A 25,599-nucleotide genomic window follows, 5' to 3' on the forward strand; every position below is an offset into this window, starting at 1 on the left:
TTCCCGGAAAATCATGGTGCAGTGACGGTGTACTGGCGGTGTTTCTGACAGTGTTTTTCAGAGCACTTTTGTTGCCGCCTCACTGCCGCGCCGCTCAACGCTGAGCGTGTCCCCGTCCCGCTTGAGGATTGTCACCGAGCAATGGCCCGGACGGAAGCTCGTCACGAGGTCGCTGCCTTCGAGGTGGCCGACAATCGTGTTGATGGCGATGAAGTGAGAGAAGACGACCGTTTCGTCTTCAATCGAGGCGAGACGCGAAATGAGATCGCTGCGCCAGTCGGCAACGACAGAGGGCGCGGCGTCCCATGTGCCGCCCATGAAGCCGCGGAGCCATTCGACCCGGTCGCTGAGACCTTCGGGGGTCGGGATTTCGCTGACGGCCGGGTCGGTCGCAACGGGCAGGCCGGAGATGTTCGCGAACGGGCGTGAGGTTTCCTGGCAGCGGCGCATCGGGCTGGCGATAATCTGGCTGACAGAATGCTTGTCCAGTTCGGCAGCGACCGCTTCGGCCTGCTTGAGGCCGAGCGCAGAGAGACCCGGATCGGGCGCGGTGCCCCACCCAGCTTCTGCTTCACCGTGTCTGACGAAATAGATCATGAATTGCCCCGGACTGATTGATTGAACTGGCAGGCTGCCAGATAGGGCAACCAGCATCCAATGAAATCAGTTCCAGAACAACCAGCCAGATAGGCGCCCGGCTAGAGACCGTCTGAATAAGGGTCGATGCCGTGGGCGCGCATCACTTCGTGGGCGCGCTGGTAGGCCACCGGAGGCTTGATGTTCAACTCCTCGCGGACCTCCTCGAGAGGGCGGGGCAGGAGGGAGATGATGTCCTGCTCGATCAGGCGCTTGGCGGTCTTGCCGTTGCGCCGGCCTTCCTTGATGACGCCTGGTATATCGGCCTCTTTTGGAACGCGCTTTGCGATCTGACGCCCGCCCATGAAGCAGATGAAGCTGACACCAAGCCCGCCATGCTGGCTGTGGGTGAAGCCGAGCAGGGTCGCTTCGCCAAGTGCGTCGCGGCCATAGCCGGTCAGGATATGGTACATGTCATGGGTGTCGCGGAGGCGATTGCCATACCAGAGCAAGTCGTCCTTGTGGCGGCGTAGGGCGCCGGGGCGTTTCTCGCTCTCGGCGACGAGGCCCGCGGCCGACAGGCCTTCGCGCTCCATGAACTCGACATAGGTGCGTCCAACGCTGCCTTCCGGGAGCTCATGCAGTGGCTCGTGGTTATCCAGAATCGGCGGCAGATGAATGCGCTTTGCGTATTCGGCCTGACCCGCGGGCGTCGCCATGAAGCGCTCGAAATCCTTGTACGTCGCCTTGCCGTTCAGGGCTTCGATGATCTCGAAAACCTGTTCGGTGTCTTCCTTGTTCGCGATGAGCTTTTTCATGTGCCGCCAGGCTTTCAGGGGCTGCAGGCGGGGAACTTCGCGGGCCGGGTCGATATAAAAGGTGGTCGTCGTCATGGATCAGGATAGGTCGCTAATGATGATGATATACGAGCATAATATCTAAGCCTTAAAAAAACAATGACGCAGGCGTCACTTTCGATCTTTGACGCGCGACCGATTTCTGTGCAGCCCCGCCAAAAAAATAGGCAGCAGGGGGTTGCGAAGCGGCTTCGACGCGCTCAAGCAATCGACCTTGGCGGCCACGCTGATAGGTGTGGCGCGAACACCTGACAGGAAGGATAAGGCAAGGCGATGAAAAAGATCGAAGCGATCATCAAGCCCTTCAAGCTCGATGACGTAAAAGAAGCGCTCCACGGTGTCGGCATGCAGGGGATGACTGTTACAGAAGCCAAGGGTTTCGGTCGCCAGCGGGGGCATACCGAACTCTATCGGGGCGCAGAATATGTCGTCGACTTCCTTCCAAAGCTGAAGCTTGAACTCGTCGTCTCCGATGCGAGCGTTCCCAACGCTATCGAAGCCATCACGAAGGCTGCGCAAACGGGCAAGATCGGCGACGGCAAGATTTTCGTTTCTGACGTGACAGAAGCAGTTCGCATTCGTACGGGTGAAACGGGCGACGGCGCTCTCTAGCCAGGCGCGCGTTTCGATACAAAAGACAAACAAATCAACAGGAGGGCTCAATGGCCGACAATCTCGTTAAAATGATGAAGGAAAAGGACGTCGAGTTCGTCGATCTCCGTTTCACCGACCCGCGCGGCAAGATGCAGCACGTCACCTTTGACAAAGGCATGGTCGACGAGGATTTCTTCGAAGAAGGCCAGATGTTCGACGGCTCGTCCGTGGCTGGCTGGAAGACGATCAACGAGTCCGACATGCTGCTCAAGCCGGACACCAGCACCGCGATCATCGACCCGTTCTTCCAGCAGACCACGCTTGCGGTCTTCTGTGACATTCTCGACCCGGTTTCGATGCAGGCCTATGGCCGCGACCCGCGCACGACCGCCAAGAAGGCAGAAGCCTATCTGAACCAGGCCGGCGTCGGCACGACCGCTTACTTCGGCCCGGAAGCAGAGTTCTTCGTCTTCGACGATGTTCGCTGGGACACCGCGCCGAACAAGACGGGCTATTCCTTCGACTCGACCGAGCTGCCGTTCAACACCGGCAAGGAATACCCGACAGGCAATATGGGCCACCGCCCACATACCAAGGGTGGTTACTTCCCGGTTCCGCCAATCGATTCCGAGCAGGACATGCGTTCGGAAATGCTCGCCGTCATGGGTGAAATCGGCCTCGAGCCGGAAAAGCACCACCACGAAGTGGCGCCTGCCCAGCATGAGCTTGGCATGAAATTCTCGACGCTGACCAAGATGGCAGACCGCCTGCAGCTCTATAAGTACGTCATCCACAATGTGGCGCACCAGTATGGCAAGTCGGCGACCTTCATGCCGAAGCCTTACTTCAAGGACAACGGCTCGGGCATGCACGTCCACCAGTCCATCTGGGACGGCGATAAGCCGATGTTCGCAGGCGACGGCTATGCCGGGCTTTCTGAAACCTGCCTTTTCTACATTGGCGGTATCATCAAGCACGCAAAAGCCCTGAACGCGCTGACCAACCCGTCGACCAATTCCTACAAGCGTCTGGTCCCTGGTTACGAGGCACCGGTCATGCTGGCTTATTCTGCCCGCAACCGTTCAGCATCGATCCGTATTCCTTTCGGCTCCAACCCGAAGGCAAAGCGCATCGAGACCCGCTTCCCGGATCCGACCGCAAACCCGTACCTCGCCTTCGCGGCCCTGCTCATGGCTGGCCTCGACGGTATCGAGAACAAGATCCATCCGGGCGATGCCATGGACAAGGACCTGTACGACCTGCCGCCAGAAGAGGCGAAGTCCATTCCACAGGTCTGCGGCTCGCTGCGTGAGGCGCTCGAAAGCCTCGATGCAGACCGCGACTTCCTCAAGAAGGGCAACGTCTTCGATGACGATCAGCTCGATGCCTATATCGACCTGAAGATGGAAGATGTTGAGCGTCTCCAGCTGCACCCGCACCCGGTCGAATTCGACATGTACTACAAGGTCTAGGACGAACTTGTAGCGACGCGATCATGCCGGGGCAGAAATGTCCCGGCATTTTCATTTCTGTCCGCCGAGCTGTTTACAGTCTCGCAAAGCTCTTGTGTGTAGAGTGCAATGGACAAATATGGGACTCTCTGCGACCACAGAGTCCGGAAAATTCGACAGACTATAGCCAGGCTGGAACGCGTTATATGAACACCGACCCTTACAACACCGCTCTCAATCTCGTCCCGATGGTTGTCGAACAGACAAGCCGCGGCGAGCGCGCTTTCGACATTTTCTCGAGGCTGCTGAAAGAGCGGATCATCTTCGTGACGGGCGGCATCGACGACGGCATGGCCGCGCTGATCACTTCGCAGCTCCTGTTCCTTGAGTCCGAGAGCCCGAAGAAGGACATCGCCATGTATATCAACAGCCCGGGTGGATACGTTTCCTCCGGTCTCGCGATCTATGACACGATGCAATACATCCGCTGCCCGATCTCGACCGTGTGTATCGGTCAGGCGGCCAGCATGGGCTCACTGCTTCTGGCGGCAGGTGAGAAGGATATGCGGATCGCGCTTCCGAATGCGCGCGTCATGGTTCACCAGCCATCTGGCGGCTTCCGCGGTGTCGCGACCGACATTGAGCGTCATGCAGAGGAAATCCTCGAGCTGAAGCGCCGCCTCAACAACATCTATGTGAAGCATACCGGCCAGGACTATGACACGATCGAGCGCAAGCTGGACCGCGACACGTTCATGACGGCTGAGGAAGCCAAGGAATTCGGCCTCATCGATCAGGTCTATGAGCGCCGCAAGGACGAAGAAAAGAAGTAGGACAGGCCGCATGTGCATCCGCACTTGCGCAACCTAGTTCACCAAATAAGATCATTGCCTAGAGGGATTTCTCGCGCGGCATAAATCGTGCGTTAAAGGCTCCCAAGCTAAGAGGTAGCCATGACAAAGCAAAACGGCTCCGGCGATTCAAAGAATACGCTCTATTGCTCTTTCTGTGGAAAGAGCCAGCACGAAGTCAAAAAACTGATCGCTGGCCCCACCGTATTCATCTGTGATGAATGCGTGGAGCTCTGCATGGACATCATCCGTGAAGAGAGCAAAGCGGCAGGCTTCAAATCGAAAGAGGGTGTCCCGAGCCCGCGCGAAATCTGCGACGTGCTGGACGATTATGTGATCGGCCAGAAGTACGCAAAGCGCATCCTCTCGGTCGCCGTTCACAACCATTACAAGCGTCTCTCGCACGCTTCCTCGTCTGACGGGGTGGAGCTGGCGAAGTCGAACATCCTGCTTGTCGGCCCGACGGGTTGCGGCAAGACGCTGCTGGCGCAGACGCTGGCGCGTATCCTGGATGTGCCATTTACCATGGCCGATGCAACGACGCTGACCGAAGCCGGCTATGTCGGTGAGGACGTCGAGAACATTGTGCTGAAGCTGCTTCAGTCTGCCGACTATAATGTCGAGCGGGCCCAGCGCGGCATCGTCTATATCGATGAGATCGACAAGATTTCGCGCAAGTCCGACAACCCGTCCATCACGCGCGACGTGTCGGGCGAGGGTGTCCAGCAAGCGCTTCTGAAGATCATGGAAGGCACGGTTGCCGCTGTGCCGCCGCAAGGTGGCCGCAAGCATCCGCAGCAGGAATTCCTTCAGGTCGATACGACGAACATCCTGTTCATCGTGGGCGGCGCGTTTGCCGGTCTCGACAAGATCATCTCCTCGCGCGGTGAAGGCACCCGCATCGGCTTTGGCGCCGATGTGAAGGACCCGGATGCCCGCGGTGTCGGCGAAGTGCTGCGTGAGACAGAGCCTGAAGACCTTCAGCGCTATGGCCTCATTCCAGAGTTCATCGGCCGTCTTCCTGTCATCGCGACGCTGGAAGACCTCGATGAGGATGCACTGATCGAGATCCTGACCCAGCCGAAGAACGCCCTGCTAAAACAGTATCAGCGCCTCTTCGACATGGAAGACGTTGAGCTGACCTTCACCGAGGAAGCCCTCACGGCCGTTGCCCGCAAGGCGATTGCCCGCAAGACAGGTGCACGCGGCCTGCGGTCCATCATGGAGGGCATTCTGCTCGACACGATGTTCGACCTGCCGACGCTGCGCGGTGTCGAAGAGGTTGTCGTCAATGGCGAAGTTGTGGAGGGCCACGCCGCGCCGCTCTACGTCCACGCCAAGCAGGCCAAGCCAAGCGAAGCTTCCTGACGTTAAAGTCACAGGAAATGCGACACGACGGCCTGTTCAACACTGCTTGAACAGGCCGTTTTTGTTGCCACATCATTCTCAGAAGGCCGGAATCGTCAGAACGTAAAGTGACGCCCGGCCGGATCGCTGCTGAGCAGGATCCATTTTCTTTAGAGGAGGCATGAATGCCCAAGAAAACCCTCCCAGTATTGCCGCTCCGGGATATCGTGGTCTTTCCAGACATGGTCGCCCCGCTTTTTGTCGGCAGGGACAAGTCGGTTGCCGCGCTGGAAATGGTCGATGAAGGCGAGAACGAGATCATGCTCGTTGCGCAAAAAGACCCATCCACCGATGAGCCGACCGGCGATGACGTACATTCGCTCGGTACGGTCGCAACGATCCTGCAGCTCCTGAAGCTGCCTGACGGCACGGTGAAAGTGCTGGTCGAAGGCTCGTCGCGCGCGCGTATCGTGTCGTTCAATGACCGTGACACCTATTTCGACGCCGATGTCGAACTCGTTGAGCCGGAAGAGGGCGATACGGGTGAAGTGCAGGCGCTGGCCCGTGCTGTGATCGACCAGTTCGAGAACTATGCAAAGCTGAACCGCAAGATTCCGCCAGAGTCTGTGGCGACGGTTTCGCAGATCACCGAAGCCGGCAAGCTGGCTGACGCGGTCGCGTCACAGCTTCAGGTCAAACTCTCCGACAAGCAGGAATTGCTCGAGCTTTCCAACGCGCGCGAGCGCCTCGAAAAGGTCTTCGCTCTCATGGAGGGCGAGATGGGCATGATGCAGATGGAGCGGAAGATCAAAAACCGCGTGAAGCGTCAGATGGAGAAGACCCAGCGCGAGTATTACCTGAATGAGCAGATGAAGGCCATTCAGCGTGAGCTCGGCGATTCCCCTGAAGGCGAGCGCGATGAGATCGCAGAGCTTGAAGACAAGTTGCGCGAAGCCCCGCTTAGTGAGGAAGCCCGCACCAAGGCTGATCAGGAGCTGAAGAAGCTTCGCCAGATGAGCCCGATGTCGGCTGAGTCCACTGTGGTGCGGAACTATCTCGACTGGATGGTGTCGCTGCCCTGGGGCAAGCGCACGGACATCTCGACCGATCTCGACAAGGCCGAGAACCAGCTCGACGAAGACCATTACGGTCTCGAGAAGGTCAAGGAACGGATCATTGAGTATCTCGCCGTGCAGAAGCGCACGAAGAAGCTCAAGGGCCCGATCCTCTGCCTCGTCGGCCCTCCGGGTGTCGGTAAGACCTCGCTCGGCAAGTCGATTGCCGAGGCGACGGGACGTGAATTCGTTCGCGTGTCGCTCGGCGGCGTGCGGGATGAAAGCGAGATCCGTGGCCACCGCCGGACCTATATCGGCTCCATGCCGGGCCGGATCATCCAGTCGATGAAGAAGGCAAAGACGGGCAATCCGCTCTTCCTGCTCGATGAGATCGACAAGATGGGTATGGACCATCGCGGCGACCCGGCATCGGCGCTTCTCGAAGTGCTGGATCCGGCGCAGAACTCGACGTTCAACGACCACTATCTGGAAGTCGATTACGACCTTTCGGACGTGATGTTCGTGACGACGGCGAACTCGCTCAACATGCCGCAGCCGCTTCTCGACCGTATGGAAGTGATCCGTATCGCCGGTTACACCGAGGACGAGAAGCTGGAGATCGCTAAGCGTCACCTTTTCCCGAAGATCCGCAAGGATCATGGCCTCGCAGACAGCGAGTGGCAGGTGGACGACAGTGCGATCCGCGACCTTATCCGCTATTACACGCGTGAGGCCGGTGTCCGTAGCCTTGAGCGTGAACTTGCCAAGCTTGCCCGCAAGGCGGTGAGGCAGATCGCGCAGAGCGACAAGACGGTGATCACCATCACGTCTGAAAACCTCAGCGAGTACTCGGGCGTGCGCAAGCACCGCTACGGCCTCGCAGATGATGAGGACCAGATCGGTGCTGTGACGGGCCTTGCCTGGACTGAAGCTGGCGGTGATCTTCTGACCATCGAAGCGGTCAAGATGCCTGGCCGGGGCAGCATGAAGGTCACGGGTAACCTCCGCGACGTCATGAAGGAGTCCATTCAGGCGGCAAGCTCGCTGGTGCGCTCGCGTGCGGTCATGGTCGGCATCAAGCCGAGCCAGTTCAACACGACCGACATCCACGTGCACGTGCCGGATGGTGCGACGCCGAAGGACGGTCCGTCTGCAGGTATCGCCATGACGACGGCGATCGTGTCACTGCTGACCGGCAACCCGGTTCGCCGCGATGTGGCGATGACGGGCGAAGTGTCCCTGCGTGGACGCGTCCTGCCGATCGGCGGTCTCAAGGAGAAACTTCTCGCGGCCCTGCGCGGCGGCATCAAGACGGTGCTGATCCCGCAGGAGAATGAGAAGGACCTCGATGAGATCCCGGACGTGGTGAAGGAAGGGCTGGAGATCATTCCGGTGACGGACATCAATGAGGTGTTCTCACATGCCCTCGTACAGCCGCTGTCAGAGATCGAGTGGTCGGATGCTGATGAGGCTGCGCTGCAGGCTTCGCTTTCGGGCAAGTCTGGCGACAGCGACGGCGAGGCAACTGTCCGCCACTAGGCTCCAGCGCCCAAAATAACACATGAAGAGACGGCCCCTGCAGAGATGCTACAGGGGCCGTCTTGCATTTCTGGCAAGGGTGAAGCAAAAGTCGCGCGAGGGGCGGTTAGCTCAGTTGGTAGAGCATCTCGTTTACACCGAGAGGGTCAGCGGTTCGAGCCCGTTACCGCCCACCATTTTCCCTGATTACTTCTGGCGGCGCCAGGCGCGGTAGGCGGCGATGAGGCAGGCAATGCCGAGTCCAAGTGCGGCGAGGGCGAGTAGGTGCATATCTGTTCTCCGGGCCAAGGCTGCAATTCATCAATATAGGACGATGATCGGCGCTTTGCCGCGGCAATTGTGCCGCAACGATCCTGTCAGGCAGCAGCGCTATCGCCGGCCCGGTGCTGACGCGCCGCCTCGACGTCTGTCACCATGTTCTGAAACTCTGCCGGCAGGGCAGGCGAGCTGCGCTCTACGCCAAGATAGGCAACAACGTCATCCATGGTCACTCGGTCGCGCTTGCGGCTGGCAAAACGTGAGATGATCCGCACCGTCGCGCCAGTCTTGCCGTTGCGGATGAAGTCGTGCTGGAGGCACATGTAGGTGTCCGTCCAGCCAACAAGATGTGTCTCGATCTCAAAGCGGTCGCGCCAGCTCAGCATTCTGGAAAACGTAACAGATTCAGCGCAGACGACGGGAAACCATCCGCGTTTTCTCAGCTTGGGCCATGTGCCGGTTCTGACGATGTAATTGATGACGGCGAGATCACTGAACGAGAAGTACCGACTGTTGGTCATGTGGGCGAACATGTCCTGATCGGTCAGCATGACCCGCGAGCGCAAACGGGTGGTGTCGAAGAGGCTGACGCGCGCGCCGGAAAGACTGGCACGCAGGAAAACGAAAACGAGTCGAAAGAAAAGGTTCATGGCGCATTCTCCGCCTGGGTCACGATTTCAGTGCAGCCTGCATTTTGCGCGCCAGACGGGCATTGTAATTGACAATATTCGAGACTGCTTCGTGGGAGAAAGTCGCCCCGGTGTACCAGGTGTTGTGTTTGCCCTGCATATCTTCCAGCCGGGATAGAAGCCCGGCGCGCACCGCATCGGGTTTATAGCGGGCAAAGTATTTCCAGGTCCGCTGCAGGACTATGTTTGCAACCTCGCCGCCTTCGCGCGCGATTTCCTCTCGCAGCAATTCCTCAAGTTCCGGGTCGGTATAGTCGCCGCTGAGCTGGCCGGTGAGGTAGAGGTGGCCGCCAAGGTCCGCCTCATAGCCGTCATAACGGGCCGACATCATCTGGCCTGTGCGCGCGCCCGGCGTGAGTGCGCGGCTCCACGCGGCGACGTCGCTGGCGGTGAATTTTTCCGGCACCGCGACCAGCGTTGTGGTGTACCCGTTCCAGTCGATGGCGTTGGCGGCGAATGACTCATCTTCAAGCGGCGTGTCAGTGAGCCTTACAAAATCGTCTATCGGAATGGCGCAGACAACCTGGTCGGCTTCGAAGCTTTCACCGGTATGCGTATGAAGCCGGGCGGTGCCATTGCCCCTTTCGACGCGGGTGATGGATGTGGCCGTGCGCACGTCTAGTGGCGCAGCGATGCGTTCCCAGAATGCGGTCCAGCCCTCGACCGGCATCTGTAGCTGCTTGAGGAGGCCAGTGAGGATGAGGTCGAGATCATTCCAGCGCATCGCCTGCACGATGGGGGTCTCATCCACGAAGCCGTAGCCGAGATTTGTCATAGAGCGATACATGAAGCGCTCGATCTTGTGCAGGTTGCGTGCGCGCAGCCATTCTGAAGTCGTCTGTGCGGCTTCGGCGGCGGCAGCCTCCGGGATCGGCTTGCGCTTCAGCTTGTTCATCAGCTTGCGCCGGTCAGCGAGGAAGCGAAGGATCTGGGCGGGCAGGGATGGCCCCGCGCCGCGCTTCACGTAGTCGAGGAAGTCTTCATCATCGAAGCTTTGCTCGCGCAAAGGTTTCAGGCCGATACCCGCTTCCTTCATCCAGTCGAGCACAACGCGATGGGCCCGGGTGGTATAGCAGGTGCCCATTTCCACGACGGCATCGCCCTGCACAAAGGAGAAGGATTTCCCGCCCGGTCGGGGGGCAGCCTCGAAAACTGTGACGTTTGCATCTGACCTGGCCGTCAGTAGCCGGGCAAGGCTTAGCCCGGCTGGTCCACCACCGATGATTGCAATGCGTTCTGTCATTCACGCCCCGAATTCGCGGGAAGTCTACAAGAGGCTGCGCGCCCATTACTGCCGAGATTGCAGTGATTCAGCCGCTAATCCACCGGTGATCAGCATTCACGGAGCAATCTATGATTAGAAACCGGGTGTTTGCCGATGGTTAAGACAATTCTGATAGCCAGACAGTCTAATGGATAAATCGTCTCAGTCTTCCAGTTGGGCGAAAACCCTCTTCAAGACGTTGCCAAAGCCCAGCTCGGCATCGGAAGAGAGAGTGTATGCTGAGATGCAGCGCCTTATGGTGCGCCTGCTTATCCCGATGGCCATTATCAACCTCGTGAATGGCCTCATCTATTCGGTTGCCTTTCTGCAATATGTCGAAGCCTGGCGCGTCGCTGTTTGGCTCACGCCCGTCCTTCTGTTTTCATCGATGCAGTGGCTGGGCGCGCGCAGCATCAACAAGCGCGGCGGGCTGACGCGCGTTTCCGTCAAGCTACTTCGCAAGGCTGAATGGTCATCGCTGATCCTGGGCGTGATCTGGGGCGCATCGGCACTTGCCTTCCACTCCGAGAACGATCTCGCCAACCTGTTCATCTGTATTGTCATCGCTGGCATGAGCGCGGGCACGATGTCGATCCTCGGCCCTGTCGCGCGCGTTGGAAGCCGTTTCCTGCTGGGCAGCGTGACGGTCATGCTCGCCTGCAACATCGCGCTTGGCTCGCCCTTCGCGCTGGAAGTCACGCTGCTGGCATTGTCTTTCATGGCGGCGCTTATCGTTGGCGGTCTTAGAAACTATCGCCACATCTTCGAGATGGTTGAGCAGAGCATCGATAGCGAATGGGCGCGTGAGCGCCTCGCAGATGCGATTGAATCCTCTAATGACGCCTTTGCGTTCTACGACGCCAATGATGAGCTTCTGATTGCGAATGCGCGTCATCGTGACTGGTTTGCAAGCGAGAAGCCTGATTATTCGAAAGAGGGCGAGGACAGCGTGCCTGTCCTGCTCGATAGCGGCCGCTGGCTGATGCGATCTACCCGCAAGACGGGCAAGGGCGGCGCGGTTGTGGTTCACAACGACATTACCGCGCTCAAGACGCGCGAACGTGAGCTGATCGAGGCGCAACGTGAGGCGGTTGAGGCAGACGAAGCCAAGAGCCGCTTCCTGTCGACGATGAGCCATGAGCTGCGCACGCCGATGAACATCATTCTGGGCTTCTCGAAGCTCATGACGGGCGAATCCAAGATCTCGCTGTCACCGGATGATGTGCGCGAATACGCCGACAATATCCATGCGAGCGGTACGCACCTTCTGAAGCTCATCAATGATATCATCGATTATTCCAAAGTGGGCCTTGAGCGTATGCCGGTCCATTCTGTGGAGCTCGACACACGATCGCTTCTGTCAGAGGCTATCACGCTCGCGGCCGGCTTTGAGGACAAGGCGTCCACTGACGGTTTCGATGTCAGTGTCTCGGCCAAGCTGAGTACGCTCTACGCTGATGAAACGGCCACCAAGCGGATCCTGATCAACCTCGTGACCAATGCGATCCGCTTTAATGAGCCGGGCAAGAAGATCGTTATCCGGGCTGGTGTCGATGCTGACGGGGCGCCATTTATTGCGGTACGCGACTTCGGTCACGGCATCCCGGAAGGCAAGCTCGAAAAAGTGTTCGAGGCTTTCTACCAGGCAGACAGCCAGTTTGACCGTGACCATGGCGGCACCGGTCTTGGCCTGACGCTGTGCCGCCATCTGGCGCGCCTCATGTCTGGCGACGTCGTCCTTAAATCGCGCGTCGGCGTCGGCACGACGGCGATTCTCAGCCTTCCGCCATCGGCGATCGGCAAGAACTCGTCGCGTGCAGCGCCAAGCGATGATGATGAGTGGATCGGTCCGATCGAGCGCGACGTCGCCTGATCGTCCTGACGCCGCCTACCAGTAGGCGTCCAGCTGTTCAGCAATTTCGAAAGCAGGTCGGCCCATAGCCGGTGAGGTCCGAAGCCCGATCATGGCAGAGCCGTCGAGGGCGGAGTCGTTGTCGCTGTCTTCATTCCAGCGCGTACCGGCCACAAAGCCGAAATCAAGGCTGGAGAGGAACTGGCCGAACTCAAGCTCGCGCTCATCCTTGAAGAGCGGCAGCCAGACAAGAAAGACTGCCTTGGGCCAGCGTTTCATGGCGCGGGGTAGCCATCCGGCGAGTTCTTCCATGTCGCGCTCTGTCTCATAGCTCGGGTCGAGGAAGACAAAGGCACGCTCGCGGCTGCGCGGCTGGAGCCGAAGCGCGCCATTATAGCCATCATCCTTGATGGCGCGGGTGCGCTTGTCGTCGCCAAGGCTCGCCACGAGCTTTTCATACTCAGCAGGATGGCGCTCAAAGAAGACCATACGGTCATTCTCGCCAAGGCAATGCCGGGCAATCGCAGGGGAGCCGGGATAGGCTGCGGGCGTCGCGGCACGCACATGGTCGAGCCACGGCTTGATCAGCGATGGCGGGTTCTTGTCTGCGAGGAGGCGCAGCACGCCCTCGTCGGCCTCTGCTGTCTTGCGGGACTGCTTGTCGAAGAGGTCATATGTCCCGGCAGCCGAATGGGTTTCCATGTAGAGCCATGGATGGGTCGCTTGCCGGGCGATGTTCAGAATTGAAAACAGGACTGCGTGCTTGAACACGTCAGCCCTGTTTCCGGCATGATAGCCATGCTGGTAGGAAAGCAAGACTTACTCGCCGTCTGCTTCTGCGAGGGAGGCCTGACGGGCCGCCTCGAACTCATTGCCTTCATACCAGGTCGGCCATTCATCGGAATTGATGATTTCAAGCCCGACCTCGTAGAGAGCGGTGACGTCTTCCACCATGCCTTCGAGGTTCCAGTCCTCGGAGTACTCGTCCATCGGCTTGTGGTAGCGCTGCGCGGTATAGGTGTCGGCAGCGGCGCGGCCAGCAGCAACCCCGCCATCACGCTTGTCGATGCCGCCATCAGCGTAGAGCATCGGCACGCCCTTTTTGGCGAAGGAGATGTGGTCCGAGCGATAGAAGGAGCCGGCTTCCGGACGCGGATCTGGCTCGACCACGCGGTCCTGTGCCTCGAGCTTCGCTTCGAGAATGTCCTCAAGCTCGGACGCGCCATAGCCGACGACGACCATTTCCTTGGTGCGGCCGACAGGCAGCATGCCGTCCATATTGATACCAGCGACGATCTGGTTCAGCGGTACGGTCGGGTTGTCAGCATAGTAAGCCGAGCCGAGCAGGCCTGATTCTTCCAGCGTGACGGAGACGAAAAGACCAGAGCGCGGATGCTCGCCAGCAGCCATGGCTTCGGCGATTTCGAGAAGCGCAGCAGAGCCGGTCGCATTGTCGACAGCACCGTTGAAGATGTCATCCTGATAGAAATCTTCGGTTGGTGCGCCAGTGCGCTCGCCGCTCTTCTTGCCGAGGTGATCCCAGTGCGCGGTGAAGAGGACGTATTCGTCTGGACGCTCAGTGCCTGGCAGGACGCCCACGACGTTGCGGGAGTCCATCGTGTCCACGGTCTGGACGATGTTACCGGACACGGTGAGGTCACCCATGTCGACCGGCTCGAAGCCCGGTTCCATGGCGGCAGCTTTCTGCTCCTCGAAGTCGAGACCCGCGTCAGAGAAGAGGGTTTCAGCGACGTCGCGCGTGATCCAGGATTCGAACGTCGTGCGGCTTGCGCCGCCATCGCCGCGAACGAGGTCGGCCTGTGCGCCGGACCATGAGTTGCGGACCACTTCCCATGGATAGGACGCAGGCTCTGTTTCGTGGATCACGATGGCGCCTGTCGCGCCCTGACGTGCGGCTTCCTCGAACTTGTAGGTCCAGCGGCCATAATACGTCATGGCGCGGCCATTGAAGAGGTCATCGGTACCGCGCGCGAAGCCCGGATCGTTGACCAGCATGACGACGGTTTTGCCCTCGACGTCGAGGCCTTCATAGTCGTTCCAGTCATACTCCGGGGCGACGACGCCATAGCCCACGAAGACAAGTTCGGAATCGTTGAAGGAAAGCTCTGTCTCGTCCTGATGCTTGGTCCAGAGAACCGCGTCTTCTTTCAGAGTGAGCTCCATCGGCTCACCGGAGGAAAGACCGTTGATCGTCAGGCCGGAGGCGGACTCGTCCAACGTCTGCTCGACCATGCCGACGGTCTGGAACCAGCCGCCATCTTCGCCGCCTGGCTCAAGGCCGACGCGTTCCATTTCACGGGCAATCCAGAGCGCAGAGTTCTCACCGGCTTCGCTGCCGGGGCCGCGGCCCTCATAGGCGTCATCGGCGAGCGTCGCGACGCGTGTACCGATATCTTCAGCGGTGATCTCAGTGGACGTGCTTTCTGGCAGTGGCAGGATCAGCTCGGAGTCTTCGAAAGACGCGGTCTGATCCATGTCTTCGGTTTCTGCCTCGACATTTGCGTCTGGTTGGCTGGTGTCCGCCTCATCGACAGGGGTGGCCGGATCGGAACAGGCGGCCAGGGCGAGCAAGGAAACGGCGGGCCAGAATGTACGCATCATGAAAGACTCCTGATTCAATATCTGGCGGTGTTGTGACACAGGCGTGCGAGCCTCACAAGAAAGCGGGTGGAGGCCGCTGTCCTCGTGTCAGCCAGAGCCGGGCAGGGGAATGTATTCGTCTTCGCCATCAGGCAGTGAGAAACGGGTATTCTGCCAATTGCCCGCGATCGATGCGGTCCAGCCCTCGCGTGCCTCGTCGATCAGGTCCTGACGGCTCGCGACGAGGTTCCAGTTGATGAGGCGCGGCCCGTCCATGGTCTGCCCGCCCGCCAGCATGAGATGGCTGTTGGGGGCGGCGGTCACTTGCACCGTCTGTCCGGGCTTCAGGATGATCATCGCGCCGTCGCCATAGCTTGTTCCGGCAATCTGGACGGAGCCACCGGCGACATAGATGGCGCGTTCATCAGCTGCATCGCCTGGGATCTCGAAGTCTGCGCCGTCCGGCGCGGTCAGGCCGAGATACCAGATGCCCCATGGGAACTCGACCGGCGAGCGATGGCCCCAGGCTTCTCCGGCGAGGAGCTGCGCGCGGGCGCCGCCCAAGTCGAATTCAGGCAGCGTGTCCTTCGGATGATGGGTGAAGGATGGAGGGCAATCCTCATGCGTTTTCGGCAGGGCGACCCAGGTCTGGATGCCGTGCATACGCATGCCAGCGGCGCGCTCTTCGTCGGGGGTGCGTTCGGAATGGACGATGCCGCGGCCAGCGACCATCCAGTTCACTGCGCCCGGCCGGATGGTAATATCAGAGCCAACCGTGTCCCTGTGGGCGATGGCACCTTCGAAGAGATAGGTGACCGTCGCGAGGCCGATGTGCGGGTGGGAGCGAACGTCGAAGCCCTTGCCGGGCGGATAGTCTACTGGCCCGAAATGATCGAAGAAGATGAAAGGCCCGACCATGCGCCGCTTATGGAAGGGGAGGACGCGGCGAACCTTGAAGCCGCCGCCAAGATCACGGGGGCGGGCATCGATTACGAGGTCTACCGGGTCGGACATGCGCGCTTTTCCTTGTCTTGGGACGTTGAGTGTCCATCTTGGCCCAAGTGAGCGCTGACCTGAATAGCTATCTTGAGGAATTACGGGCCTGCCGCATATGCGCGGGCCAGATGCAGCGCTTTCCAAACCCGATTGTCAGGGCAGCGCCGGGTGCGCGTATCCTTATCGCCAGTCAGGCACCGGGCAATCTGGCTGACCGCTCGTCAAAGCCATTCGCGGACCCGTCCGGTGTGCGCCTGCGCAACTGGATGGGGGTGAGCGAAGACGAATTCTACGACGAGTCGCGGATCGTCATCGCACCGATGGGCTTCTGTTTTCCGGGCTATGACAAGAATGGCGGTGACCTGCCGCCGATGAAGGTCTGCGCGCCGACCTGGCGGGCCGGATTGCTGGAGCGTCTTCCTGATCTTGAGCTGGTCCTCGCGATCGGCGGCTATGCGCAGAAGTGGCATCTTGGGCAGGCGGCCTCAAAGACACTTACCGAAACGGTTCGTAACTGGCGTACCCATCTTGAGGCCGGTATCCTGCCGACACCGCATCCAAGCTGGCGCAACAATGCGTGGCTGAAGAAAAACCCCTGGTTCGAGACGGACATCCTGCCTGTCCTCCGACAGAAAGTGAGAGACCTGCTTTGAAATGGCTGACCTATCTTCTCCTGCTTGGACTATGTGCCTGCGCGACGCCGAAGATGCAGGGCGCGCTTATGCCTGATCAGCCTGTTGAAGCAAAACTGGTCCCCGGCGAATCGACCTTTGTCAGCTTTGATGGTGCGCAGCTGGGGCTGACCGTCTGGCCGGGGAAGGCGGACGCGGAGGAGGTAGATCATGTGATCGTCGGCGTTCACGGCATGAATGACTATGCCGAGGCCTTCCATATGGCGGCGCCATGGTTCGCACAGCGCGGCGTCACGACCTATGCATACGACCAGCGCGGCTTCGGCCGGTCCCTGAAGCGGGGGATATGGCCTGAACCGGAACTGATGCGCGAGGATTTGCGCCAGGCTGTGCGTCTGGTGCGGCAGCGCCATCCGGATGCGACACTGACCATTGTGGGCGTGTCCATGGGCGGCGCAATGTCGATGACGGCTTTCGCCGGGGACAACCCGCCGGTTGGTGCTGACCGGCTGATTCTGTCCGGGCCGGGGCTGCGCGGTTGGGGATCCATGAACTGGCTCTATCGCGGCGCGCTCTGGGTCTCGGCCCATAGCCGGCCGGGCTGGGTCGTGCGGCCGCCGCGCGGCGTGAAGATCGAGCCGTCGGACAATATCGAAATGCTGCGCCGGATGATGGCAGACCCGCTGCGGATGACCGACAACCGGATTGATCAGGTCTATGGCGTCGTCGCGCTGATGGAGGAGGCGCATCTTGCTGCACCGCAGCTTCCAGCCGATATGCCGACGCTGCTCACCTATGGGGCCAAGGATATCGTCATCCCGCCTGCGGGGGTGAAGCGTACAATGAAGGTGCTGCCGCCGCATGTGCGCACGGCCTATTACCCGAATGGGTATCATATGCTGCTGAGAGACCTGCAGGCCGAAACAGTTTACGCGGATATGTGGGCTTTCATGCAAGATCCTTCTGCGCAGCTGCCGTCCGGCGTTTCAAGCATACCTGCCAAGTGAACGAAGCAGTTGACCGTGCATGCCAGCACGCTAAGGCCGGGACGAGACAGTCAGGAGAGTATCCATGTTCGACCATCCTTCCTTCGACGGCCATGAGAGTGTCCACATGTTCGAGGACAAGGCGAGCGGTCTGAAGGCCACTATCGCCGTCCACTCGACGGCGCTTGGCCCTGCCGCAGGTGGGTGCCGGATGTGGAACTATGCGACCGGCGAGGAAGCGCTGCGCGATGCGCTGCGCCTCTCCAAGGGGATGAGCTTCAAGAATGCGATGGCTGGCCTTCCGCTCGGCGGTGGCAAGGCTGTGATCTGGGGCAACTCCAAAACCGACAAGTCGCCTGCGCTGTTTGAAGCATTTGGGCGCGCCATCCAGTCCCTGAACGGAACGTACTATACCGCTGAGGATGTCGGCATCAGCACCAAGGACATGGAGATCGTCGCGACGCAGACCAAGTACGTCGCCGGTCTGGACCAGGGTGAGGCCGCCAGCGGTGACCCGTCCCCGATTACGGCGCTCGGCGTCTATCGTGGCATCAAGGCCAGCGCAAAGCGCGCCTTCGGCAGCGATGACCTCTCTGGCCGCCGTATTGCGGTGCAAGGCGTCGGCCATGTCGGCGGGTATCTATGTGACCACCTCGCCAAGGAAGGCGCGGAGCTGATCATCACCGACATCGATGAGGCGCTTCTGAAAGAGGTGAGCGCGCGGACAGGCGCGAAGATTGTCGCGACGGACGAAATCTACGACCAGCATGTCGATATTTTCTCCCCGAACGCGCTCGGCGCCGTCATCAACCCGGAGACGCTGCCGCGCCTGAAGGCCCGTGTCGTTGCCGGCGGCGCGAACAACCAGCTTTCGATCGCTGAAATGGACGTGGCGCTGCGTGACCGGGGCATTCTCTATGCGCCTGACTATGTCATCAATGGCGGCGGTATCATCAATGTCGCCGCCGAAATCTCGGGCGCCTATTCGCGCAACTGGGTGATGGGCAAGCTGAACGTGCTGATCGAGACGCTCGAAGAAGTGCTTGATGAAGCGCTGAAGCAGAATGCGCCGACCAATGAAGTGGCCGAGCAGATTGCGCGCACGCGGATCGCGAACGCAAAGCCTGCCTGATCAAATTACTCAATATAAAAAGAAAAGCGTCAGTCCGGGGACTGACGCTTTTTTTATTGGGCGGTGATTTTTGCCGGGCCGGTTTCGCCCTAACGACGAAGGGACCACCAGCCGCGCCGCTTTGGCTTCTCGTCCTTCTTGGACGCCTCTTCCTTCTGGTCGTCCGACTTGTCATCGGTGACCAGGACAGGCTCGCTTGCGATCGGCTTGTCTTCCTCGAAAACAGCTGAGGTCTTCGCGGGCGCTGGCTCTTCAGCTTTTTCTTCGGCAGCAGGCGCTTCGGCGACAGGCTCAGGCGTTTCGGCCTTTACCTCAGCCGGAGCTGGCGTTGCTTCAGGCGTGGCCTCAGATTCGGCCGCCTGCTCGTCACTGCCAGACGCTTCGGCCGCTGTATCGGCCTCTGCCTCAGTATTCTTTGGCTTCCCATTGCGCTTGCCGCCTCTGCGGCGTGAGCGCGACCGGCGCGGGCGAGGCTTCTCGTCCTGCTTGCTGTCAGAGGCTTCTGCGTCATTGCTGTTCTCATCTGACGAGCCGTCGCTGTCGCTTGCGTCCTGCTTGACGGCGTCGAGCGCGACGGTCTTTGCGAGCTGCGGCTGGGAGGCCGTGGCGCGGCTTGCCTCGTCTGGATCGGGCAGGGCAGGCGGGGTTTCGTCCAGCATGGCATGTGCGCTGTGGGCGAGACCATCAAGGAGCGCGCCGCCATCGAGTGGCACGATCGGGTTTGGCTCACGGCGTCTGCGGCGACCGCCGCGGCGGCCACGGCGACGGCGTTTGCGCGAGCCGCCAGACTGGTCGTCATTGTCCGACTGATCGTCAGAGGCAGCGTCATTGTCGCTATCGTTATCGCTTTCGGACTCGTCAGCCTCATCGGCTTCGTCCTCGGCGGCCTCGTCATCTGCCTCGTCTGGCAGCTGATCGTCATCCTCATCGCCGATGATATGGCGACTGCGATCCTGCTTGCGATTGCGGCGTGACTTCTGGTTCGGGTCTTTTTCCGCATCGATGCGGAAGTCGCCCGGCAGAAGTTCGTCAGACGAGCTGATCGAGATCGCGAAACCGGCGACATCCTCGATATCGGTGACGGCTTCGCGCTTATTGTTGAGCAGGTAGAGCGCAACTTCGGTCGGTGCGTGCACCGTGATGGAGGAAAGACCACCGCCAGCCGCACGGGCTTCGAGGGCGCGTAGCAGTTGCAGCGCCGCAGACGGCACGGAGCGGCGACGGCCGGTGCCGTTACAGGCTTCGCACGGATCAGATGTTGCCTGGAGCACACCGGCGCGGCGGCGCTGGCGCGAAATTTCCATCAGGCCGAACTGTGAGATCTTTCCGCATTGGACACGCGCGCGGTCGATCTTGAGGCAATCCTTGAGCTTCTTCTCGACTGCCCGGTTGTTCTTGTTCTCCTCCATATCGATGAAGTCGATGACAATCAGGCCGGCGAGGTCGCGCAGGCGCATCTGGCGGCAGGCTTCTTCGGCCGCTTCCAGATTGGTGCGCAGAGCGGTCTGCTCGATATTGCGTTCCTTGGTCGCCTTGCCCGAGTTCACGTCGATGGCGACCAGCGCTTCGGTCTGGTTGATGACGAGATAGCCACCGGACTTCATCTGCACTGTCGGGGAGAAGATGGAGTCGAGCTGGTCTTCGACCGATTCAGAGACGAAAAGCGGGGCAGCGGACTTCCACTGTTTCACTTTGCGCGCCTGCGTCGGCATGATCATTTTCGAGAGGTCTTTTGCCTCGCGATAGGCTGACGGGCCCTGGATGACGACTTCCTCGATGTCCTTGTCGAACATGTCGCGCATGGCGCGGTGAACGAGGCCGCCTTCTTCGTGGATGATGCAAGGCGCAATCGATTCCATGGTCCGGTGACGGATATTGTCCCAGAGCTTCTGGAGGTATTCATAATCGCGCCGGATGTCGGTCTTGGTGCGCTTGGCGCCAGCCGTGCGCACGATCAGCCCCATGCCGTTCGGCACGTCGAGGCTGGACATGATTTCCTTCAGGCGCTTGCGGTCAGCGCCATTGGTGATCTTGCGGGAGATGCCGCCGCCGCGCGGCGTGTTCGGCATGAGGACGCTGTAGCGGCCAGCAAGCGAAAGGAAAGTGGTCAGCGCTGCGCCCTTGTTGCCGCGCTCTTCCTTGACGACCTGCACCAGCATGACCTGCCGGCGGCGGATCACTTCCTGGATCTTGTAGCGCTTCGAACTCGACTGTGGCTTTGGCTTGGCGGCAGCGGCTTCGGCTGCGGCTTCATCGGCGTCGGAGTCGCCTTCGCCATTGTCGTCATCATCTTCGTCGGTGTCGCGCTCATCGTCGACATCGTCTTCGTCTTGCTCAGCGGCGGCGCGGGCGGCATCCTGCAGCAGCGCTTCGCGGTCTTCCTGGGGAAGCTGATAATAGTCGGGATGGATTTCGCTGAAGGCCAGGAAGCCGTGGCGGTTACCGCCATATTCGACAAAACAGGCCTGAAGGGATGGCTCTACGCGCGTGACTTTCGCGAGATAGATATTGCCCCTTAGCTGTTCCTTACCTGCGGTTTCGAAGTCAAAGTCGTCTACGCGTCCGTCCGAAACGAGCGCCACCCGGGTCTCTTCCGGGTGGACCGCATCGATCAGCATCAATTTGCTCATAGCTTATCGCCTTGTGATCTGGCGGCGCGGCGCGGTAATGGACCGTGCTGCAGCGAACGCCAGTTAAGTTGTGACGGGATATCCTGCGCCAGCGCGTCTGCGCGCCAGTAGGCGCTAGTCTCGACGATGCTTTCAGTGGCGAAAGATACATTACAAGTTGTTCCGTGTCCGATCAGGCCATGCGCGGAGTGGTTCCGTTCGCATACCATCTGGGAAATGGTCTTGGCCTCCAAATAGAGGTCCGTCTGACCATGCCGAAAGCCGACGCTAAAGAAAAGCTATAAAATCAGAGAATGCCAAAATAGGCATCGCAAGCAGCGACAGTAAACGCTTGATTAATGAAGGCTGTGCAGACTCTGGGTTACGCGATTAATCCAATTTCCAGCAGGCTGTGGGCGAGATGTTTCGAACACTTTTTCTCATCATCGGCTTTCTTGCGGGCGTGGTCGGCCACGCCTTTGCGACCGAGATCAACGAGATCCGCGTCGAGGGCGCAGGCGAGTATACCAGAATTACGCTGGCCGCCGACGGCGAACTGGCGCATGGCATTTTTTCGCTCAGTGATACAGGCATGCGGTCCGTTGCGGTCGATCTTCATGATTTCCGGATCAGCGATGCCGCCAATACGCCGCCGCCGGCTGGGGCTGTGACGACCTATGAGGTCTCCTCGAAAGGGGTCGCGTTTCATCTTTCCCACGCTGTGACTGTGTCGCGCGCCCTGAATATCGGGCCGACCGTTTCCGATCCACGCCACCGGCTTGTCATCGACCTTGTTCGCGTCTCGCCCGACCGTTTCGACCGGGACGCAGCGATTGATGTCGACCGCCGCGCCGCTTTCGGGGTAGGGCAAGTGCCAGAGGCGGGCGAGATGGCCGTGGCATCGCTGCCACCAGAAAAGCAGGTCATCGTTATCGATCCCGGCCACGGTGGTCACGACCCGGGCGCTCTGGCCGCCGACAAAACGCGTGAGAAAGATGTCGTCTTGAAAACCGCGCTGGCGCTCAAAGCGGCTCTGGAAACAAGCGGGCGATATACGGTGCACCTGACCCGCGAGGGCGACACCTATATTGAGCACGAAGACCGCGTGACGATGGCCCGCAACTGGGGCGCCGATCTCTTCATCTCGATCCATGCCGATGCCGCCGCAAACCATTCCGTGGCTGGCGCAACCGTTTATACGCTCAATACGCGGGGGCAGAGCCGCGTCGATCCCGTGTCCAGCAAGTATGGCTGGCGTCTGCCTGTCGAGGATGGCACCTCTCGCGAAGTAGCGAGCATCCTCACCGATCTCACCAAGCGCGAGACGAAGACCAATTCATCCATCTTTGCCGAAATCCTTATTCCGGAGCTTGCCTCTGCCGGCCCGATTGTCCGCAATAGTCACCGACAGGAGAATTTCTTTGTCCTGCTCGCGCCAGACGTGCCTGCCGTGCTGATCGAAGTCGGCTTCCTGACGAATCGCGCGGATGCAGCGCGTCTAGCCTCAGCTGATGGGCGGGAGCGCTCTGCGAAGGCGATTGCACGCGCAATCGACGCCTATTTCGACCGCCCAGCCGCGCACACTGCAGTAAATTAGCGTCTTTCGGCTTCCGTCTGCCGCCAGCACGCCTTACTCTCGACAATTAATGGTGCGAAGCGAGGCTATCGCAAATCCAATACTGGGCAGGGACGGAAAACTGTATGAGTGAACAGCCGGTCTGGAGACGCTATCTGACCTGGAAGCTGGCGCGCCGTGTCGCGATCGGCCTCTTCATCATTGGCGCCCTAATCTTCATTGCCCTGATGATCTGGGTTGGATCGCTTGCGCGCGACCTGCCATCGCATGAGCGTCTTGCTGATTATGAGCCGCCCATCACGTCGCGCGTCCATGCGGGTGACGGCACGCTCATAGCCGAGTTTGCAGACGAACACCGCGTCTTCGTGCCCATCGAATCCATACCTGACCATGTGAAGCAGGCCTTCGTCGCCGCTGAGGACAAGAAGTTCTTCGAGCATGGCGGCCTCGACTATGTCGGCATCATGCGCGGCGCGATCAATTCCGCGCAGATCAAGCTGTCGGGGAGCGATGGCAACCTTCAGGGCGGCTCGACAATCACCCAGCAGGTCGCCAAGAACATGCTGCTGACGCGCGACCAGCGCATTGAGCGCAAGGTGAAAGAGGCGATCATCGCCCGCCGCATGGAAAACACCTTCACCAAGGACGAGATCCTCGAGCTTTATCTCAACGAGATCTATCTCGGCGTGCGCGCCTATGGTGTTGGCTCTGCTGCGCTCATCTATTTCAACAAGTCGCTGCCTGAGCTGAACCTCTCAGAGGCTGCGATCCTCGCCTCTCTGGCCAAGGCACCATCGACGGTGAACCCGTACCGGCGCCCGCAAAGGCTACTGGCGCGCCGCGACTATGTTCTCAACCGCATGGTCGAGGACGGTTACATCACCGAAGAACAGGCCGAAGAGGCCAAGGCTGAGCCGCTTGAAGTCGTCGAGCGCCTGCGTGGCCCCGAATATGCGGCCGCAACCTATTTCGTGCAGGAGCTTCGCCGGGAACTCATTGATGAGTATGGCGAGGAAGCCCTGGAACGCGGCGGCCTTTCCATCCGCACGACGCTGGATACGCAGATGCAGCTGGCCGCCCAGACCGCGCTTCAGTCAGGGCTTGAGGCGTATGACCGCCGCCACTCCTATCGCGGCCCATTCACGTCGATTGACGCATCTGGTGATGTGCCTGCCCAGCTGCAGGAAGTCGAACGTCCTGCCGGCTATGGTGACTGGGAAGCTGGCATGGTGCGTGAAATCTCCAGCGATGCGGCGACCATCATTCTCAATGACGGCCGCACAACACGTATCCCTGAAGAAGATGTGCGCTGGGCCCGTGGGTGGGACCGCCCGGATGGCGGCGAAGGCCTTGCCCGCGGCGACGTAATCCTCGTCGATGTCGAGCGCACTGAAACGCTGCGCGAAGGCGCTGAGCCTGCCGCGGAGGGTGAGCGCCGCAATGAAGAAGACTGGATCTCGGTACCGTCTGAGTCCGCCCGCCTGAAGCAGGTGCCAGAAGTTGAAGGCGCAATCATCGCACTCGACCCGCATACGGGCCGGGTGATGGCGATGGTTGGCGGCTATTCCTTCTTCAAGAGCCCATTCAACCGGGTGACGCAGGGCATGCGCCAGCCGGGTTCGTCCTTCAAACCGTTCGTCTATGCGGCGGCGCTGGAAAACGGCTATACGCCTTCGACGCAGATGCTGGATTCGCCATTCGTCTATTATGATGAAGGCTCCGGCACAACGTGGAAACCGCAAAACTATTCGGCGGGTCGCAGCTATGGTGAAGTCACCATGCGGACCGCGCTCGAGCGCTCATTCAACCAGGTGACCGCGCGTATCGCCGTCGATATTGGCATGGACGACATTTCTGGCCTGGCTGAGCGCTTCGGGCTTTATGAGAACCTGCCGCGCTTCCCGGCCATGGCGCTTGGCTCCGGTGAGACGACGCCATGGCGTATGGCGGCGGGCTACGCGGCTTTCGTGAATGGCGGCAAGGAAGTGACGCCGACCATGCTGGACCGGGTTCAGGACCGCTATGGTGACACGCTTTACCGCAATGATCAGCGTGCCTGCGAAGACTGCCTTGCAGAAAGCTGGGAGGGCCAGCCGCCGCCTGAGCTTGAAGATAATCGCGAGCAGCTGATTGATCCGGTGATCGCTTACCAGATCGTGCACATGCTGGAAGGCGTCGTGGAGCGTGGTACCGCTCGCCGTGCTGCGGCCCTCAACAAGCCGCTTGCTGGCAAGACCGGTACGACGAACGACTATTTCGACGCGCTCTTCTATGGCTTCTCGCCTGACCTCGTGGTGGGTGTCTGGGTCGGCTTTGACCAGCCGCAGACGCTCGGCAATGGTGAGTCTGGCGGCTCCACGGCGCTGCCAGTTTTCGTCAGCTTCATGGAAGAAGTGCTGAAGGATGCACCGGCCATGCCGTTCCGTATTCCACCGGGCGTGCGGCTTGTTTCGGTCGATCACGACACGGGCGGTCTGCCGACATCCGGATCGGGTGAGATTATCGTCGAGGCCTTCCGGCCAGGCACTGAGCCGGGCGCGGTGTTCGATGAAGAGGACGGCTTCTCCATCTCTGGCAATCAGGGTGCGACCAGCGGCGTGTTTGGTGATCTTGCAGATCCTTCATCAGAAGGCTTTGGCCAGAATGGCATATCGGATGCGCAGGACCGCGATGATGTCGCCGATGAAAATCTGGGTGGGATTTATTGACCGGGGTGACAGATTTGTGCATTCCG

19 protein-coding genes and 1 tRNA gene are annotated in these 25,599 nt (G+C 60.0%); 12 read left to right on the forward strand and 8 right to left on the reverse strand.

What is annotated here, in order from left to right:
• Window positions 1-57: 57 nt before the first annotated feature.
• Window positions 58-597 (reverse strand): histidine phosphatase family protein, encoded by a 540-nt coding sequence (locus KUV46_12815; protein QYJ00212.1) that lies wholly within the window; start codon window positions 595-597, stop codon window positions 58-60.
• A gap of 101 nt (window positions 598-698) precedes the next feature.
• Window positions 699-1,469, reverse strand: coding sequence for a hypothetical protein (locus KUV46_12820; GenBank protein QYJ00213.1), 771 nt, complete (start codon window positions 1,467-1,469; stop codon window positions 699-701).
• A 237-nt stretch (window positions 1,470-1,706) separates the two neighbouring features.
• Between KUV46_12820 and KUV46_12825 the strand changes: the two genes are divergently transcribed.
• From KUV46_12825 to KUV46_12850, 6 genes are all read left to right on the forward strand, one after another.
• On the forward strand, window positions 1,707-2,045 hold the full coding sequence (locus tag KUV46_12825; GenBank protein ID QYJ00214.1) for a P-II family nitrogen regulator: 339 nt from the start codon (window positions 1,707-1,709) through the stop codon (window positions 2,043-2,045).
• 50 nt (window positions 2,046-2,095) lie between these two features.
• A complete protein-coding gene (glnA, locus tag KUV46_12830; protein QYJ00215.1) occupies window positions 2,096-3,499 on the forward strand; it encodes a type I glutamate--ammonia ligase in 1,404 nt (467 codons plus the stop codon).
• 185 nt (window positions 3,500-3,684) lie between these two features.
• The gene (locus KUV46_12835) at window positions 3,685-4,311 is read left to right on the forward strand and encodes an ATP-dependent Clp protease proteolytic subunit (protein ID QYJ00216.1); all 627 of its coding nucleotides are present in this window, start codon (window positions 3,685-3,687) and stop codon (window positions 4,309-4,311) included.
• Between the two features lie 120 nt (window positions 4,312-4,431).
• Window positions 4,432-5,697 carry an ATP-dependent Clp protease ATP-binding subunit ClpX gene (clpX, locus tag KUV46_12840; protein QYJ00217.1) on the forward strand — a complete coding sequence of 422 codons (1,266 nt, stop codon included), beginning with the start codon at window positions 4,432-4,434 and terminating at the stop codon, window positions 5,695-5,697.
• Window positions 5,698-5,861: 164 nt separating this feature from the next.
• Entirely contained in the window at window positions 5,862-8,270 is a 2,409-nt protein-coding gene (lon, locus tag KUV46_12845; GenBank protein ID QYJ00218.1) for an endopeptidase La, read from the forward strand.
• 100 nt (window positions 8,271-8,370) lie between these two features.
• A tRNA-Val gene (locus KUV46_12850) sits at window positions 8,371-8,446 on the forward strand.
• A 180-nt stretch (window positions 8,447-8,626) separates the two neighbouring features.
• On the opposite strand, the gene KUV46_12855 is transcribed toward KUV46_12850, so the two are convergent.
• Complete coding sequence (locus tag KUV46_12855; GenBank protein QYJ00219.1) at window positions 8,627-9,178, reverse strand: thioesterase family protein; 552 nt, start codon at window positions 9,176-9,178, stop codon at window positions 8,627-8,629.
• A gap of 19 nt (window positions 9,179-9,197) precedes the next feature.
• The gene (locus KUV46_12860) at window positions 9,198-10,460 is read right to left on the reverse strand and encodes an FAD-dependent oxidoreductase (GenBank protein ID QYJ00220.1); all 1,263 of its coding nucleotides are present in this window, start codon (window positions 10,458-10,460) and stop codon (window positions 9,198-9,200) included.
• A gap of 265 nt (window positions 10,461-10,725) precedes the next feature.
• On the opposite strand from KUV46_12860, the gene KUV46_12865 reads away from it, so the two are divergent.
• Entirely contained in the window at window positions 10,726-12,354 is a 1,629-nt protein-coding gene (locus KUV46_12865) for a hypothetical protein (protein QYJ00221.1), read from the forward strand.
• A 15-nt stretch (window positions 12,355-12,369) separates the two neighbouring features.
• On the opposite strand, the gene rlmJ is transcribed toward KUV46_12865, so the two are convergent.
• From rlmJ to KUV46_12880, 3 genes are all read right to left on the reverse strand, one after another.
• Window positions 12,370-13,104 (reverse strand): 23S rRNA (adenine(2030)-N(6))-methyltransferase RlmJ, encoded by a 735-nt coding sequence (rlmJ, locus tag KUV46_12870; protein ID QYJ00222.1) that lies wholly within the window; start codon window positions 13,102-13,104, stop codon window positions 12,370-12,372.
• Window positions 13,105-13,152: 48 nt separating this feature from the next.
• Window positions 13,153-14,955, reverse strand: coding sequence for a M28 family peptidase (locus KUV46_12875; protein ID QYJ00223.1), 1,803 nt, complete (start codon window positions 14,953-14,955; stop codon window positions 13,153-13,155).
• 87 nt (window positions 14,956-15,042) lie between these two features.
• Window positions 15,043-15,948 carry a pirin family protein gene (locus KUV46_12880; GenBank protein ID QYJ00224.1) on the reverse strand — a complete coding sequence of 302 codons (906 nt, stop codon included), beginning with the start codon at window positions 15,946-15,948 and terminating at the stop codon, window positions 15,043-15,045.
• A 110-nt stretch (window positions 15,949-16,058) separates the two neighbouring features.
• Here KUV46_12880 and KUV46_12885 point away from each other — a divergent pair, with 110 nt between their 5' ends.
• The 3 genes from KUV46_12885 (at window position 16,059) to KUV46_12895 (ending at window position 18,680) form a co-directional block, all read left to right on the forward strand.
• A complete protein-coding gene (locus tag KUV46_12885) occupies window positions 16,059-16,583 on the forward strand; it encodes a uracil-DNA glycosylase family protein (GenBank protein QYJ02408.1) in 525 nt (174 codons plus the stop codon).
• On the forward strand, window positions 16,580-17,569 hold the full coding sequence (locus KUV46_12890; protein ID QYJ00225.1) for a lysophospholipase: 990 nt from the start codon (window positions 16,580-16,582) through the stop codon (window positions 17,567-17,569). The genes KUV46_12885 and KUV46_12890 overlap by 4 nt, the downstream gene beginning before the upstream one ends.
• 64 nt (window positions 17,570-17,633) lie before the next feature.
• Window positions 17,634-18,680, forward strand: coding sequence for an amino acid dehydrogenase (locus KUV46_12895; GenBank protein ID QYJ00226.1), 1,047 nt, complete (start codon window positions 17,634-17,636; stop codon window positions 18,678-18,680).
• Between the two features lie 89 nt (window positions 18,681-18,769).
• Here KUV46_12895 and KUV46_12900 read toward each other — a convergent pair whose 3' ends face one another.
• The gene (locus KUV46_12900; GenBank protein QYJ00227.1) at window positions 18,770-21,310 is read right to left on the reverse strand and encodes a ribonuclease E/G; all 2,541 of its coding nucleotides are present in this window, start codon (window positions 21,308-21,310) and stop codon (window positions 18,770-18,772) included.
• Window positions 21,311-21,710: 400 nt separating this feature from the next.
• On the opposite strand from KUV46_12900, the gene KUV46_12905 reads away from it, so the two are divergent.
• Entirely contained in the window at window positions 21,711-22,886 is a 1,176-nt protein-coding gene (locus tag KUV46_12905) for an N-acetylmuramoyl-L-alanine amidase (GenBank protein ID QYJ00228.1), read from the forward strand.
• Between the two features lie 104 nt (window positions 22,887-22,990).
• The gene (locus tag KUV46_12910; protein ID QYJ00229.1) at window positions 22,991-25,573 is read left to right on the forward strand and encodes a penicillin-binding protein 1A; all 2,583 of its coding nucleotides are present in this window, start codon (window positions 22,991-22,993) and stop codon (window positions 25,571-25,573) included.
• Window positions 25,574-25,599 lie beyond the last annotated feature (26 nt).

The sequence above is a fragment of the Thalassovita mediterranea genome (assembly GCA_019448215.1).
Lineage (GTDB): Bacteria > Pseudomonadota > Alphaproteobacteria > Caulobacterales > Hyphomonadaceae > Henriciella.

Bases quoted from the DNA above. Each gene is read 5' to 3' on its own strand.
- KUV46_12815 (QYJ00212.1), bottom strand. From the start codon at position 597: ATGATCTATTTCGTCAGACACGGTGAAGCAGAAGCTGGGTGGGGCACC.
- KUV46_12820 (QYJ00213.1), bottom strand. From the start codon at position 1,469: ATGACGACGACCACCTTTTATATCGACCCGGCCCGCGAAGTTCCCCGC.
- KUV46_12825 (QYJ00214.1), top strand. From the start codon at position 1,707: ATGAAAAAGATCGAAGCGATCATCAAGCCCTTCAAGCTCGATGACGTA.
- glnA (QYJ00215.1), top strand. From the start codon at position 2,096: ATGGCCGACAATCTCGTTAAAATGATGAAGGAAAAGGACGTCGAGTTC.
- KUV46_12835 (QYJ00216.1), top strand. From the start codon at position 3,685: ATGAACACCGACCCTTACAACACCGCTCTCAATCTCGTCCCGATGGTT.
- clpX (QYJ00217.1), top strand. From the start codon at position 4,432: ATGACAAAGCAAAACGGCTCCGGCGATTCAAAGAATACGCTCTATTGC.
- lon (QYJ00218.1), top strand. From the start codon at position 5,862: ATGCCCAAGAAAACCCTCCCAGTATTGCCGCTCCGGGATATCGTGGTC.
- KUV46_12855 (QYJ00219.1), bottom strand. From the start codon at position 9,178: ATGAACCTTTTCTTTCGACTCGTTTTCGTTTTCCTGCGTGCCAGTCTT.
- KUV46_12860 (QYJ00220.1), bottom strand. From the start codon at position 10,460: ATGACAGAACGCATTGCAATCATCGGTGGTGGACCAGCCGGGCTAAGC.
- KUV46_12865 (QYJ00221.1), top strand. From the start codon at position 10,726: ATGCAGCGCCTTATGGTGCGCCTGCTTATCCCGATGGCCATTATCAAC.
- KUV46_12875 (QYJ00223.1), bottom strand. From the start codon at position 14,955: ATGATGCGTACATTCTGGCCCGCCGTTTCCTTGCTCGCCCTGGCCGCC.
- KUV46_12880 (QYJ00224.1), bottom strand. From the start codon at position 15,948: ATGTCCGACCCGGTAGACCTCGTAATCGATGCCCGCCCCCGTGATCTT.
- KUV46_12885 (QYJ02408.1), top strand. From the start codon at position 16,059: ATGCAGCGCTTTCCAAACCCGATTGTCAGGGCAGCGCCGGGTGCGCGT.
- KUV46_12895 (QYJ00226.1), top strand. From the start codon at position 17,634: ATGTTCGACCATCCTTCCTTCGACGGCCATGAGAGTGTCCACATGTTC.
- KUV46_12900 (QYJ00227.1), bottom strand. From the start codon at position 21,310: ATGAGCAAATTGATGCTGATCGATGCGGTCCACCCGGAAGAGACCCGG.
- KUV46_12905 (QYJ00228.1), top strand. From the start codon at position 21,711: ATGTTTCGAACACTTTTTCTCATCATCGGCTTTCTTGCGGGCGTGGTC.
- KUV46_12910 (QYJ00229.1), top strand. From the start codon at position 22,991: ATGAGTGAACAGCCGGTCTGGAGACGCTATCTGACCTGGAAGCTGGCG.